This window comes from Nocardia sp. JCM 38205, from assembly GCF_058222935.1.
In genome coordinates, this window is record NZ_JBYHFL010000002.1 from 110,420 (window position 1) to 123,144 (window position 12,725).

The 12,725-nt window shown below is 69.2% G+C and carries 10 protein-coding genes; 6 read left to right on the plus strand and 4 right to left on the minus strand.

Annotated features, from left to right (window positions below; translation table 11 throughout):
- Positions 1-40: 40 nt before the first annotated feature.
- Both AC4HOU_RS07320 and AC4HOU_RS07325 read left to right on the plus strand, forming a co-directional pair.
- The gene (locus AC4HOU_RS07320; protein ID WP_280499033.1) at positions 41-1,090 is read left to right on the plus strand and encodes a hypothetical protein; all 1,050 of its coding nucleotides are present in this window, start codon (positions 41-43) and stop codon (positions 1,088-1,090) included.
- Between the two features lie 61 nt (positions 1,091-1,151).
- A complete protein-coding gene (locus AC4HOU_RS07325) occupies positions 1,152-2,690 on the plus strand; it encodes a Rieske 2Fe-2S domain-containing protein (RefSeq protein ID WP_195020395.1) in 1,539 nt (512 codons plus the stop codon).
- Between the two features lie 99 nt (positions 2,691-2,789).
- Here AC4HOU_RS07325 and AC4HOU_RS07330 read toward each other — a convergent pair whose 3' ends face one another.
- The 4 genes from AC4HOU_RS07330 to serS all read right to left on the minus strand — a co-directional run bounded on the left by AC4HOU_RS07330 (position 2,790) and on the right by serS (position 8,506).
- Positions 2,790-3,761 carry a DMT family transporter gene (locus AC4HOU_RS07330; RefSeq protein ID WP_163816638.1) on the minus strand — a complete coding sequence of 324 codons (972 nt, stop codon included), beginning with the start codon at positions 3,759-3,761 and terminating at the stop codon, positions 2,790-2,792.
- 67 nt (positions 3,762-3,828) lie between these two features.
- Positions 3,829-5,211: an MFS transporter gene (locus tag AC4HOU_RS07335; protein WP_195020394.1), complete on the minus strand. Its 1,383-nt coding sequence runs from the start codon at positions 5,209-5,211 to the stop codon at positions 3,829-3,831.
- 104 nt (positions 5,212-5,315) lie between these two features.
- Complete coding sequence (locus AC4HOU_RS07340) at positions 5,316-7,067, minus strand: putative bifunctional diguanylate cyclase/phosphodiesterase (protein ID WP_228815206.1); 1,752 nt, start codon at positions 7,065-7,067, stop codon at positions 5,316-5,318.
- Positions 7,068-7,243: 176 nt separating this feature from the next.
- Positions 7,244-8,506 carry a serine--tRNA ligase gene (gene serS / locus AC4HOU_RS07345; protein ID WP_163816645.1) on the minus strand — a complete coding sequence of 421 codons (1,263 nt, stop codon included), beginning with the start codon at positions 8,504-8,506 and terminating at the stop codon, positions 7,244-7,246.
- A 136-nt stretch (positions 8,507-8,642) separates the two neighbouring features.
- On the opposite strand from serS, the gene AC4HOU_RS07350 reads away from it, so the two are divergent.
- The 4 genes from AC4HOU_RS07350 to AC4HOU_RS07365 all read left to right on the plus strand — a co-directional run bounded on the left by AC4HOU_RS07350 (position 8,643) and on the right by AC4HOU_RS07365 (position 12,694).
- The gene (locus AC4HOU_RS07350; protein WP_195020392.1) at positions 8,643-10,349 is read left to right on the plus strand and encodes an aldehyde dehydrogenase family protein; all 1,707 of its coding nucleotides are present in this window, start codon (positions 8,643-8,645) and stop codon (positions 10,347-10,349) included.
- Between the two features lie 239 nt (positions 10,350-10,588).
- Complete coding sequence (locus AC4HOU_RS07355) at positions 10,589-11,821, plus strand: septum formation family protein (protein ID WP_194990875.1); 1,233 nt, start codon at positions 10,589-10,591, stop codon at positions 11,819-11,821.
- 17 nt (positions 11,822-11,838) lie between these two features.
- Positions 11,839-12,189, plus strand: coding sequence for a metallopeptidase family protein (locus AC4HOU_RS07360; protein ID WP_194990876.1), 351 nt, complete (start codon positions 11,839-11,841; stop codon positions 12,187-12,189).
- Positions 12,190-12,361: 172 nt separating this feature from the next.
- Positions 12,362-12,694, plus strand: coding sequence for a PE family protein (locus AC4HOU_RS07365; RefSeq protein ID WP_163816651.1), 333 nt, complete (start codon positions 12,362-12,364; stop codon positions 12,692-12,694).
- Positions 12,695-12,725 lie beyond the last annotated feature (31 nt).

Consider the following 12,725-nt stretch of genomic DNA (forward strand, 5'->3'; position numbering starts at 1 on the left):
GTAGGCAAGGGTGATCGACCCCAGTCACGCACGAGGAAAGGTGATCTCCGAAGTGGACCGCGCCGAGCCCGAATCGCAGGACATCCGCAACGTCGCGCAGGATGCGAGCGCCGTACGGCGGGCGAGCGATCCGGGTGGTGCCGAGCGTTCCGGCGGACCGGCCGGCGCCCATCCGATGACCGGCGGGCACCGTGGCGCGACGCCGCCGCAGCACCCGGACCAGCGGCGGAGCAGGTCCCGCCGGGCGTCGTTCGGTGCCGCGGCCATTGCCGGCGCGGCACTGCTGGCCGGATGCGATTCGGCATCGGGCATACCCGGCGACGATCCGTCCGGCAGCAATTCCATCACCGCGACGACCCCACCCGCGGCGATCCCGGACCGGACCCCGCCGGCGACCACCCCCGCCGCACCCCCGATCCCGGCCGACGCACCCCCGGTCGGTGCGGTCCCCGGGGTGCCAGAAGCGGCGCCCGCGGTGCAGCGCTGGGCCGTCGACCTGGAGAGCAAAACCATCGCCCAGCTCCAGACCACCTGCTGGACGCTGCCGCCGCTCACCGTCGCCGATATGTACGCCGATCCACAGCCCGTGCTGGCCGCGCTGGCCCGGCCGGGCACCGTCACCGATGACGTCATCACCTGGCGCAGCAGCGCGGGCACCACCGTCACCGTTGACCGGGCGGCCGTCGCCTCCGGCTACGCCTGCCCCAGGGTCTTCCCCGCGGGCGCCGAACCCGGCTACGACGATGCCGACGCCCGCCACACGGTGCGCCGCTACCTGGCCCGGCTCATCGGCAAGCCACTCGACCCGTCCGACCAGGAGGGCACCCACCCGCTGATCTGCACGGCGAACCCGGCGAACTGGGATCCGCAGGGCACGGGCAGTCCGCTCCCGGCGCCGCTGGCCAACAATCCGGGGCGGCTCACCGGCACCACCGCCTTCGCCGATCAGCAGATCAGCTCACAGGCGCTGCGTGCCGGATATGTCGCGGTTCAGGTTCCGGTGACGAACTCCTCGGGTGTGACCCAGACCCGGACGTTCACCTTGCGTGAGGGATCCGACGGCTACTGCATCGGGGACGTCTCGCCGTAGCGACTACCCTGGACGACCGGCTGACAGTTCGGAAACACCGCGGTTCAGGAGGAACAAGCTCGTGCAGATCACCAGCGTCGGACATGCGGGTTTCCATATCCAGACGACGGCCGGGTCGATTCTCTGCGATCCCTGGGTGAACCCCGCCTACTTCGGGTCCTGGTTCCCCTTCCCGGACAACTCCCGGCTCGACTGGGGCACCCTGGGCAATTGCGATTTCCTCTACGTCTCGCATCTGCACCGCGATCATTTCGACGCGAAGAACCTGGCCGAGCACGTCAACAAGGACGCCACCGTCCTGCTGCCGGACTACCCGGTGCCGGATCTGCGCCGTGAGCTGGAGAAGCTGGGCTTCCACAAGTTCTTCGAGACCGAGGATTCGGTCAAGCACACGGTGACCGGGCCCAGTGGCGAGCTCGACATCATGATCATCGCCTTGCGTGCGCCCGCCGATGGGCCCATCGGCGACTCGGGGCTGGTCGTCTCCGACGGCGAGACCACCTGTTTCAACATGAACGACGCTCGTCCGGTGGATATGGACGTGCTGCACGAGGCGTTCGGGCACGTCGACATCCATCTGCTGCAGTACTCGGGCGCGATCTGGTACCCGATGGTCTACGACATCCCGAACCGGACCAAGTCGAATTTCGGCAAACAGAAGCGTCAGCGCGGGATGGACCGGGCCCGCAGCTACATCGAACAGGTCGGCGCCACCTGGGTGGTGCCCTCGGCCGGGCCGCCGGTCTTCCTCGACGACGAACTGCGCTACCTCAACGACGACCGCGGCGACGAGGGCAACATCTTCCCGGATCAGATGGTGTTTCTCGAGCAGATGCGGATCCACGGCAACGCCGGCGGCGTGCTGATGATCCCCGGATCCGTCGCCGATGTGCGCGGCGCCGAGCTGGAACTCACCCATCCGTTCGACCCGGCCGAGATCTACGACGACAAGGCCGCCTATATCGAGCGGATGGCCGAGCGGATGGCGCCGGTGCTCGCGGCCGAGAAGGCGACGTGGGCCACCGGCGAGGGCCCGCTGCTGGAACCGCTGAAGGCGCTGTTCGAGCCGATCATGGCGCAGAGCGATCTGATCTGCGACGGCATCGGCTACCCCGTCGGCCTGGTGATCGGCGAGGAAACCGTGGTGCTCGACTTCCCGAAGCGCCTGGTGCGCGGTCCGATCGAGGGTGAGGGCAAGTACCGCTACGGCTTCCGGATCGCCCCGGAGCTGGTACGCACCGTGCTGCGCGACAACGAACCGGACTGGGTGAACACCATCTTCCTGTCCACGCGCTTCCAGGCCTGGCGCATCGGCGGCTACAACGAGTTCCTCTACACCTTCTTCAAATGCCTCACCGACGAGCGCATCGCCTACGCCGACGGCTGGTTCGCCGAGGCCCACGACGACTCCGCCTCCACCGAACTCGACGGCTGGGAAGTCCAGCGCCGCTGCCCGCACCTCAAGGCGGACCTGTCCAAGTTCGGCGTGGTCGAAGGCAACACCCTCACCTGCAATCTGCACGGCTGGCAGTGGGACCTGGAATCGGGTCGCTGCAAGACCTCGAAGGGGCATGAGCTGCGCTCCCGCAAGCTCGTCTGAGTTCGCCGGGCTGCCCGACGCCCGCACGGAAACGCCGGGCTCGGCGCGTGGTTGCTGTGCCGTACGACTACGTCCCGCCAGTCGTACCTCGCCGTATCTTCAGCTGTGCTGTTCGGACGACGAACCCGGCCGGCCTGTCGCCACGACCACCGCGATCAAGGTGAGAGCGCAGCCGATCAGGGCGGTGATCGATAGCCCCGCCCCGGTGGGGATCATGACGTCGAGGGCCACCGAGGCGAGAAGTTGGCCCGCGACCGAGGTGAGACCGAGAAGTAGGACGCCGATCCAGCGCACGACCAGGACGGCGAGGGCGATGAAGACCACGCCGATGACGCCGCCGAGGTAAAGCCATGGGTCGGTGGGGAATTCGCTGGGCAGGCCTGCACCTGCGACGACCACGGCTTCGACGGCCAGCAAGCCGAGTAGGCCGACAGCGAAGTTGATGCCGGTGGCCGGGAACGGGCCGCCGACCGCGCCGACACGTCCGTTCACCGCCTGCTGCCAGGCCAGGCCGATACCCGCGAGGGCGGGAACGAGGATGAGCACCGCCGGCGGGACCTCGGCGATGGCGGTGGGCGCCGACAGCGCCCCGCTGACCTCCGAGCTACCGACCCCGGCCAGGGCCACCGCGAAAACCCCGAGCGCGGCGGCACCGATGCGGCGCAGTGTCACCGGGGTGTGCCCGTTCGGCGCCAGCCCCAGCCGATCCACCACCAGGCTGCTCAGCAGCTGCCCGGCCACCACGGCCACGGTGAACGCGGTGACACCGAGCGCGGTGATGGTGAGCCCCTGACTGGCCACGAACGCCGCACCGCACAACCCGCCGAGCAACTGCCAGCGCCGCAGCTGCCCCGCCGCCACCGCCCGGCGCACCTTGCCGAGGCCGTCACGCAACGTCCGCGAGCACGCGAAAGCCACGGCCAGCACCAGCAATCCGGTGCCGAAACTGACCACCGCGGCGGCGATTCCATCGTGCAGCCGCTCCCCCAGCGCGCCATTGATCCTGGCCTGCACCGCGACCCCGGCCCCGATGGACATCCCGAGTCCGAGTCCGAGCCGTCGCTGCACCACCGCGCCACCCTATCCCCGTGACGCAGCGCTGCCGTGCAGCCGCCACCCATCATCGGCCGGGTTCCATTCAGCTGCTCGACGGCCGGGGCCGGCGCGGCAGCCAGGCCGGTGTCACCGCGGCGATCATGAGCACACCGATGCCGAGCAACGCGACGGTCGCCGACATCGGCAACCACACCGTCGCCAGCGCGACGAAACCGAAGGCCGCGAGCGAGACCACCTCCGACAGCAGGCCGGACACCGAGGTCACCGTCGCGCGGGCCGGACCTTCGATGGCGTCCTGCAGGCGGGCCGCCGCGACCACGCTCGTGTTGTAGATGACGCCATAGGACACCCCGAGCGCCACGAAGCCCGACCCCGCGAGCACGTACAACGCCGCAGGCCAGCGCGCCGCCAGTCCGACGACGACGGCGCCGGCGATGAACAGCGCGCCCGCGGCGGCAATGGCGATTCCCATCGTGCGGGCCCGCATGGTCTCGGTGCGTCCCGCCGTCACCGAACCGATCAGCGAGCCGACCACGGTGATCGCCACCAGTACCGGGACCACGGCCGTCGCGACGCCGGCCTCCCCGGCCACCAAGGCGAAATACTCGTCGAAGGCGGTGATGCCGTAGAGCAGCGCGCCGAGCACCACACCGTTGCGGACGGTCGTGATCCGCGTCGCCTCGGCGAGCCCGGAGCGCAACATCGTCAGGTACCGCGTGATCGGGCCGTCGGATGATGTCGGGCGCGGGGATGGACCCGGCGCCTCCGGTGGTGTCGGTCCGGCAGCCGCGCTCGGCAACGCGGTGGGTTCCGGCGCGACAGCGGTCCGGTGGGCGGCTGCCCCCGCCGCGCGGGCGGTCGATGCGCCGGTCGGATCCTCTTCGACCTCATCCACGTCGGCGGTCGACACCGCTTTGGGCGCACCGGGCAGGCTCAGCGCGACGACGGTGTGCGCGGCCGCCATCGCCACGCTCACCCAGCCGATCAGCGGATAACCGCCGATCAGGTACAGCGGGGTCGCGGCAAGGATGGCGATCAGCACAGCGATTTCGGTGCCCGCCCTGGTGTAGCCGAGGATCCGCGGGAACGCCGAGGGTTCACCGCGCAGGCTGAGTTCGTCGTAGAGCAGCGCCTCGAACGTCCCCGACCGCAGCGCGCCCGATACGCCCCACACCACGAATCCGGCGGCGAAGCCGAGATAGCTCGGCAGCAGCGTCCACAGCGTGAAGCCGAGGGTGAGCAGTAGCCCGCTCAGCACCAGAAGTCCGCGCCGGGACACCGTGTCGGCCCACGCGCCCGAAGGCACTTCCAGCAGGAACGCCGTCGCGGACCAGAGCGCGAACAGCGAGGAGATCTGCCCGGCGTTCAGGCCGTGGTCGGCGAACAGCAGGGCATAGACGGCATAGAGCGGGAAGAAATCACCGAGACCGGTGAACAGCACCGCCCGTACGGTGAGCGCACGCATGCCGATCGGTTCGGCAGGCCTGCCAGGGCCGAATCAACAGCCATAGACGAGTAAACGCATGTGCCAAGCATCGCCGCAGCCGACGATGCCGGTCAAGGGAAATTTCAGCCGAGCGGAACCCAGCCGTTGCGATCGGCGTCGGCACCGGGACCGATCCGGCCCTGGTTCTGGTTCAGATCGCTGATGAGTTCGGCGACCGGATGCGAATCGCTGTAGTGGTACCCCTGTGCCAGCGCGAAACCCAGCTCGGTGAGCACGGCCGCCTGATACTCGGTTTCCACACCCTCCGCGATGACCTGCAGGTCCAGCGATTTGCTCAGCGCCGCGATCACGCCGAGCAGCGGCGGGGCGGGCGAATCGGAGCGGATCGCGGCCACGAACGACTGGTCGACCTTGATGATGTCGCTCGGCAGGGCGGCCAGCCTGCTCAGCGAGGAGTAGCCGGTGCCGAAATCGTCGATGGCGATGCGGACGCCACGGTCGCGCAGGGTGTGCAGGTTCGCGATGGCGGTCTGCGATTCGGCGGCCAGCTCACTTTCGGTCACCTCGAGCACCAGCTGATCGGCGGGCCAGCCGGTGCTCTCCAAGATCCCGGTGACCCGGTCGGCGTAGCCGGATTCGGCCAGCTCCAGCCCGCTGACATTGACGTTGAGGGTGAGATCGAGCTGGGCGAAGGTTTCCTGCAGCCGCGCGGCGTCGGCGCAGGCCCGGCGCAGCACCAGCTCGTCCAGGTCGGAGATGAGGTCGTATTCCTCGGCCACCCGGATCAGGCCCTCGGTGGTGACGTCCGGCTGCGCGCTCGACGACCAGCGCAGCAGCGCCTCCACCCCGACGGCCTTGCCGCCGCCCTCACTGAGGCTGACGATCGGCTGGTAGTGCACGTCCAGCGCCCCGCGGTCGATGGCCTCGCGCAGCTCCACCGCCAGCGGCAGCTGCCGCGACGATTCCAGCACGGTCCGGTTGCGGCCCGCCTGCTTGGCCCGGTACAGACCGACATCGGCGCGGCTGACCAGCAGCGACCCGGATTCGCCCGGCTGCCAGGACGTCACACCGGCCGAGCAGCCGGTGGTGACGGCGGCGCGCAACTGTTCGGTCAGCAGGATCGCGGCCTGTTCGGTGGTGCCGGGCAGCAGCAGTGCGAAGACGTCGCCGCCGTAGCGGGCCAGCCGCTGTTCGGGGGCGAGCAGCTTGGACCAGGTATCGGCGACCCGTTGCAGCACGGCGTCACCGGCGCGGTGCCCGAGGTGATCGTTGACCTTCTGGAACCGGTCGAGATCGACCAGCACCAGCGCGAGCCCCTCCTCGGAGCGGGTGGCGTTCTCGATGGCGGTGTTGAGCGCCCGGTCGAAACCGCGCCGATTCAGGAGCCCGGTGAGTACGTCGATATCGGCCTCGGACGCCATCCGGGTGAGGATCCCGACGACGACGCCGACCCCGAAGGTCACCCCCGCCGGGATCAGCCCCGACCACCACGGCAGACCCTCACGGGTGGGCAGCACCCACAGACACAACGCCATGGCCAGCGCGATATGCGCCATGGCCAGCGGCCAGACGAAGAATAACGCGGCATCGCAGGCGACGAACACATAGAACGAGGCCAGCGTGATCGCACCCACCGTGTTCGGGAAGGCGTAGACGGCGATGGTGACCAGGATCGTCGCGATGGCGACGTAGCCGTGATGGATGCTGTGCGGCAGCCGCGGACCCCAGCCGAGCAGGCTGATGCCGAGCAGCAACGCCACCGCGGCGGCGCTGCCGACCAGCGGCCGGTTGCCCTCATCGCCGGGCGCGACGGCGGTGATCACCAGCCCGAGCGCGCCACCCATCACGTAGAAGGCCCCGGTGGTCCTGGACATGACCATGGCCGTCGCCAACGCAGACGCGGCCCGCACCCGGGTTCGGGTATCGCCGCGAGACCCGATTCCTCGCACGAACGACAGCCTAGACAACACCGAACCCCCCGGTTGCCACATCACCCGAATCGGACATCGCACCCATCCTCGCCCAGGCGTATCGGGCCGTACACGGCGCGCTACTTCGGCGCCGTCAACACATCGGTGCCGACGAACGGCACCAGCGCCTGCGGCACCCGCACCGACCCATCGGCCTGCTGGTGGTTCTCCAGCAGCGCCACGATCCACCGGGTGGTGGCCAGGGTGCCGTTCAGGGTGGCGGCGATCTGCGGTTTGCCGTTCTCGTCGCGGTAGCGCACCGAGAGCCTGCGGGCCTGGAAGGTGGTGCAGTTCGAGGTGGAGGTGAGCTCGCGGTAGGTCTGCTGGCTCGGCACCCATGCCTCGCAGTCGAACTTGCGCGCGGCCGAGCTGCCCAGATCGCCCGCGGCGACGTCGATGATGCGGTAGGGCACTTCGATGGCGGCCAGCATCTCGCGTTCCCAGGCCAGCAGCCGCTGATGCTCGGCGTCGGCGTCCTCGGGTTTGCAGTAGACGAACATCTCGACCTTGTCGAACTGGTGCACCCGGATGATGCCGCGGGTGTCCTTGCCGTAGCTGCCCGCTTCCCGGCGGAAGCACGACGACCAGCCCGCGTACCGCTTGGCGCCGCCGCTCAGATCGAGGATCTCGTCGGAGTGGTAGCCGGCCAGCGGCACTTCCGAGGTGCCGACCAGGTACAGGTCGTCGTCGGCCAGGTGATACACCTCGGCCGAATGCTGACCGAGGAAACCGGTGCCTGCCATGATCTCCGGGCGCACCAGCACCGGCGGGATCATCATCGTGAAACCGTTGGCGACCGCGCGCTGGGCGGCCAGCTGGAGCAGGCCCAGTTGCAGCAGCGCGCCGTAACCGGTGAGGAAGTAGAACCGGGCGCCGGAAACCTTCGCGCCGCGTTCCATATCGATCAAGCCCAGCGATTCACCCAGCTCCAGATGGTCCTTCGGGGTGAAGTCGAATTCGGGCGGGGTGCCGATGGTGTCGAGCAGGACGTAATCGTCCTCGCCGCCCGCGGGCGCGCCCTCCTGCACCACATTCGAGATGGCACGCTGCGCGGCGTCCAGATCGGCGTCGGCGGCGTGCTGGGCCGCCTCGGCCTCCTTGACCTTCGCCGACATCTCCGATGCCTCGGCCAGCAGCGCCGGGCGCTCCTCCTTGCTCGCCTTGCCGATCTTCTTGCCCATCGCCTTGTGCTCGGCGCGCAGATTGTCGGCGGTGGCGACCGCGGCCCGGCGCGCCGCGTCGGCCTCTAGCAGCGCGTCCACCAGCGCGGGATCCTCACCGCGCGCCCGCTGCGAGGCACGGACAACGTCGGGATGTTCGCGCAGGAATCGGAGGTCGATCATGGCTGACCAGCCTAGTTGGCGGGGCGTGTGCTGGGTAATCGGATATCGGTTGGTGGCGGCGGGCAGCGCGGCACCGGGCGGGGGGCGGATCCGTATTCGTCCGGCCGAAACCGGCGCGCAGGCGCATAGTTGTGCTGTGGCCACCACTTTCGACGACACCGCAATCGACAACGCGCTGGCCGAGCTGGCCGCGGGCGAGAAGGTGTGGGCGGGTACTCCGCTGCGCCGCCGCCGCGAACTCCTCGAACAGATCCACACCAGGACCGCGCGCTTCGCCGCCGACTGGGTCCGCGCCGCCTGCACCATCAAGCAGCTCGACCCGCAGTCCCCGCTGGTCGGCGAGGAGTGGATGTCCGGCCCGCTGACTCTGCTGCAAGCCACCACCGCCCTCGCGGAAACACTGAGCGCACTCGAGGCCGGCCGCAGCCCGCTCGACGGCATCGACCTGCGCCCGGCCCCGGGCGGACGGCTCGCGGTGCCCGTCCTGCCGTTCGGCACCTACGACAAGCTGCTGCTCAGCGGGTTCTCCGGGGAAGTGTGGCTGCGTCCCGGCGTCGACGCCGCGACCGCGCGCCGCAAGGCCGGGCTCGCCCAGCGGGAACCGGCCGCGACCGGCGGGGTCGGGGTGGTGCTCGGCGCGGGCAACATCATGTCGATCGCGCCGCTGGACACCCTGTACGAGCTGTACGCGAACAACCGGGTCGTCGCGCTGAAATTGAACCCGATCACCGATCCGCTGTTCACGGTGTTCGAGATGATCTTCGCCCCGCTCATCGAACTCGGCGTGCTGCGCATTCTCACCGGCGGCGCCGAAGCGGGCGGGTACCTGGTGCGGCATCCAGGGGTAGCACACGTGCACATGACCGGCAGCGCCATCACCCACGACGCGATCGTGTGGGGCACCGGACCGGATGCGATCGAACGCCGCCACGATCGTCGACCACTGCTGGACAAGCCGATCACCAGCGAACTCGGCGGTGTCTCGCCGACCGTCGTGGTGCCGGGGGAATGGTCCGAGGCCGATCTGCGCTATCAGGCCGCGCATGTGGCCACCCAGCGACTGCACAACGGCGGCTACAACTGTGTCGCCGCGCAGACGGTGGTGCTGAGCGCGGACTGGCCGCAGAAGCAGCAGTTTCTCGACGCACTGCGCGAGGCGATGACGCAGGCACCGCAGCGTCCGGCCTACTACCCGGGCAGCGACACACGGGTCGCGGACGCACTGGCCGCCTACCCGGACGCCCGGCGGCTCGGCCCCGACTCCGGGCGAGTGCTGGTGGAACAACTGCCCACCGCCGATACCGCACTGCTGCGCACCGAATACTTCGCGCCCGTGCTCGGCGTGGTCGAGCTACCCGGAGCAGGCGGTGAGTTCCTGCAGCGGGCGGTGGACTTCGCCAACGACGAGCTCACCGGCACGCTCGGGGCGAATCTCATCGCACATCCGGTGACGATCAAACGGCTCGGCTTCGCGTTCGAGCGGGCTGTCGAGCGGCTGCGCTACGGCACCGTCGCGATCAACGCCTGGACCGGACTGGCCTTCCTCACCCCGCGCGCCTCCTGGGGCGCCTACCCCGGCCACACCCTCGACAACGTGCAGAGCGGCATCGGCATCGTGCACAACGCGCTGCTGCTCGACGACGTGGAACGAACCGTCGTGCGCGGCCCGTTCCGCCCGGCGCCACGCTCGGTGCTGCACCGGGAATGGGCGCTCTCCCCCAAGCCGCCCTGGTTCGTCGACAATGCCACTGCGGCCTCGACCGGGCGCAAGCTCACCGAGTTCTACGCGGGCAAGAATCCGGCGCGGCTGCCGGGATTGTTCGCGTCCGCCCTGCGGGGGTGAGCCACGGGGGCCTGCGAGCGGAGACCTGCGTGGTTACGCAAGCTTCCGCCTCCGGCCCCTGACGCGGACGTGCTGTATCCACTCGGCACGCCCGCGGAGGCCTGCGTGGTTACGCAAGCTTCCGCCTCCGGCCCCTGACGCGGACGTGCTGTATCCACTCGGCACGCCCGCGGGGGCCTGCGTGGTTACGCAAGCTTCCGCCTCCGGCCCCTGACGCGGACGTGCCATGATGGATCGCGATGACCTCCGATGACGCGCACACGCCCCCGCCGGTGCCCGAGTCCGCTCGGGACGGTGATCCGTCGCGGCCCGCCGTCGGCCGCCCCGACCGCGGCTCCGCCGGCCGGCGCCCGCGCGGCGCGGCGTTCGGCCGGTCGAAACCGCGGCAGGGGCGCGGGTCGACGGCGGCGGCTCCGGCGCCCGATGCCGACGCCGATTCGGGAGGCAAGCTGCGGCTGTCGGCGCCGAAATTGCGCTGGGGACTGCTCGCGGTCGCCGTCGGCGCGGTGACCGCGGCCATGGTGACGCTGTTCGTCACCGGTTTCGAGAACGATTCCGGCTTGGAAGCGCACAACCCGGCCGTGGCCGCGCCCGCTGGCGCCGAGAAGACCTTCGGCACCGCCACCCGCGGCGATTGCCTCAGCTGGACCGCGCCGGATCGCTCCGACCTGGTCGAGGTCGACTGCGCGGACAAGCATCTGTTCGAGGTCACCGCCGATATCGACCTCAGCAAGTACCCGGGCAAGGAATTCGGCCCCGGTTCGCGTTTCCCCGATTCGCTGCGATTCACCGAACTCAAAGAGGAGCACTGCGTCACCGCGGCGCAGCAGTACCTCGGCGGGAAGTTCGACCCGCGCGGGCGTTTCGTCGTCGGCCTGATGTATCCGAGCCCCGAAGGCTGGGCCAAGACCGGAGATCGCAAGCTGCGCTGCGGACTTCAGGCCGCGGGCCTGACCGGTGCGGCCTCGGCGCCGCTGCCGACCACCGGCAGCGTGCTCGACAACGACCAGTCCAAGGTGTTCGCCCCTGGCGTGTGCCTCGGCATCAACCAGAACCTGCCCACCGATCCGGTCGATTGCACCCAGCCGCACGCGGTGGAGATCGTGGCGACCGTCGATCTCGGCGGCCGCTTCCAGGGTCCGCCGCCGCCGAAGGAAGAGCAGGACAAGTTCGTCGAAGGCGAATGCGCGCGGCTGTCCACCGAATACCTCGGCGGCCCGGACGTCCTGCGCAACAAGACGTTGACGCTGTTCTTCGACTACATCGACGCGCGCAGCTGGCTCGCCGGCAGCCGCAAACTCGACTGCATGGTCGGTAAGGGCGCCGACCGCGAAGGATTCGCGCCCATCACCGGATCGGCGAAGGGCGAGATCCTGATCAACGGCCAGGCCCCGGTGCCGCCGCCGAGCGACGGCCGCTACACCCCGCCGCCGCTGCCGGGCGCCGCACCGCTGCCGCCGCAGCCGCGCTAGGCAGGGCGACGACGTACATGCCGGTCTCGATGTCCGAGGACCGCTTCGAGGAGCTGGTCGCCGACGCGCTCGATCTCATTCCGCCCGAACTCGCCCGGGCCATCGACAATGTCGTAGTGCTGATCGAGGCACGCAATCCGGAGGATCCACATCTGCTCGGGCTCTATCACGGAATCGCGTTGACCGAACGCGACAGTCATTACGGCGGCGCACTCCCGGACACCGTCACCATCTATCGAGACGCCCTGCTGGAGATATGCGCCGACGAAGAAGAGGTGGTCGAGGAGGTGGCGATCACCGTGATCCATGAGATAGCACACTATTTCGGGATTGACGAAGAACGGCTCCATCAGCTGGGATGGGGCTAGTCTTAGCCCGAGCTGTATGCGAACCTGTGGATGGGGGTTCGCGTCTGGCCGGCAAGACCGGAAGGAAACTCTGGATTCGATGGAACCGATCGTGGTGACGTCGCGTCCAATGTACTCGTAGGGGGAATTCTCGTGGTTCCGCCGAACAGCTACCACTAGAAGGAGTCGAGACATGATTGGCAACGTGCACGTCACACCCGAACTCATCCTCGCCGCAGCTGTCGAACTGGATCTGCTCGCCGACCGTCTGGCCGGGGTGGCCGCGGTGACCGGACCGGCAACGCATGTCCTCCCCTCGGGCGCCGACGAGGTGTCGCTGTTGGCCGCGAACCACTTCAATCACGCGGCCATCACCCATGATCGGGCCGTCGCGCAAGGGATTCTCGAACTGCATCACGCCGCCGCGATCCTGCGCACTCAGCTCGCGCAGTACATGGCCGAAGACGCCATGTCCGCCGGAATCGTCACGCTGACCGGCGCACCGTTCAACTCGATCGTCGCCTAGCCGACCGCCGATCCGGCTCCGAGCTTCACAC

Coding starts and splice junctions, on each gene's coding strand:
- AC4HOU_RS07365 (WP_163816651.1), top strand. CDS start 12,362: ATGATTGGCAACGTGCACGTCACACCCGAACTCATCCTCGCCGCAGCT.
- AC4HOU_RS07355 (WP_194990875.1), top strand. CDS start 10,589: ATGACCTCCGATGACGCGCACACGCCCCCGCCGGTGCCCGAGTCCGCT.
- serS (WP_163816645.1), bottom strand. CDS start 8,506: ATGATCGACCTCCGATTCCTGCGCGAACATCCCGACGTTGTCCGTGCC.
- AC4HOU_RS07335 (WP_195020394.1), bottom strand. CDS start 5,211: ATGCGTGCGCTCACCGTACGGGCGGTGCTGTTCACCGGTCTCGGTGAT.
- AC4HOU_RS07340 (WP_228815206.1), bottom strand. CDS start 7,067: ATGTCCAGGACCACCGGGGCCTTCTACGTGATGGGTGGCGCGCTCGGG.
- AC4HOU_RS07360 (WP_194990876.1), top strand. CDS start 11,839: ATGCCGGTCTCGATGTCCGAGGACCGCTTCGAGGAGCTGGTCGCCGAC.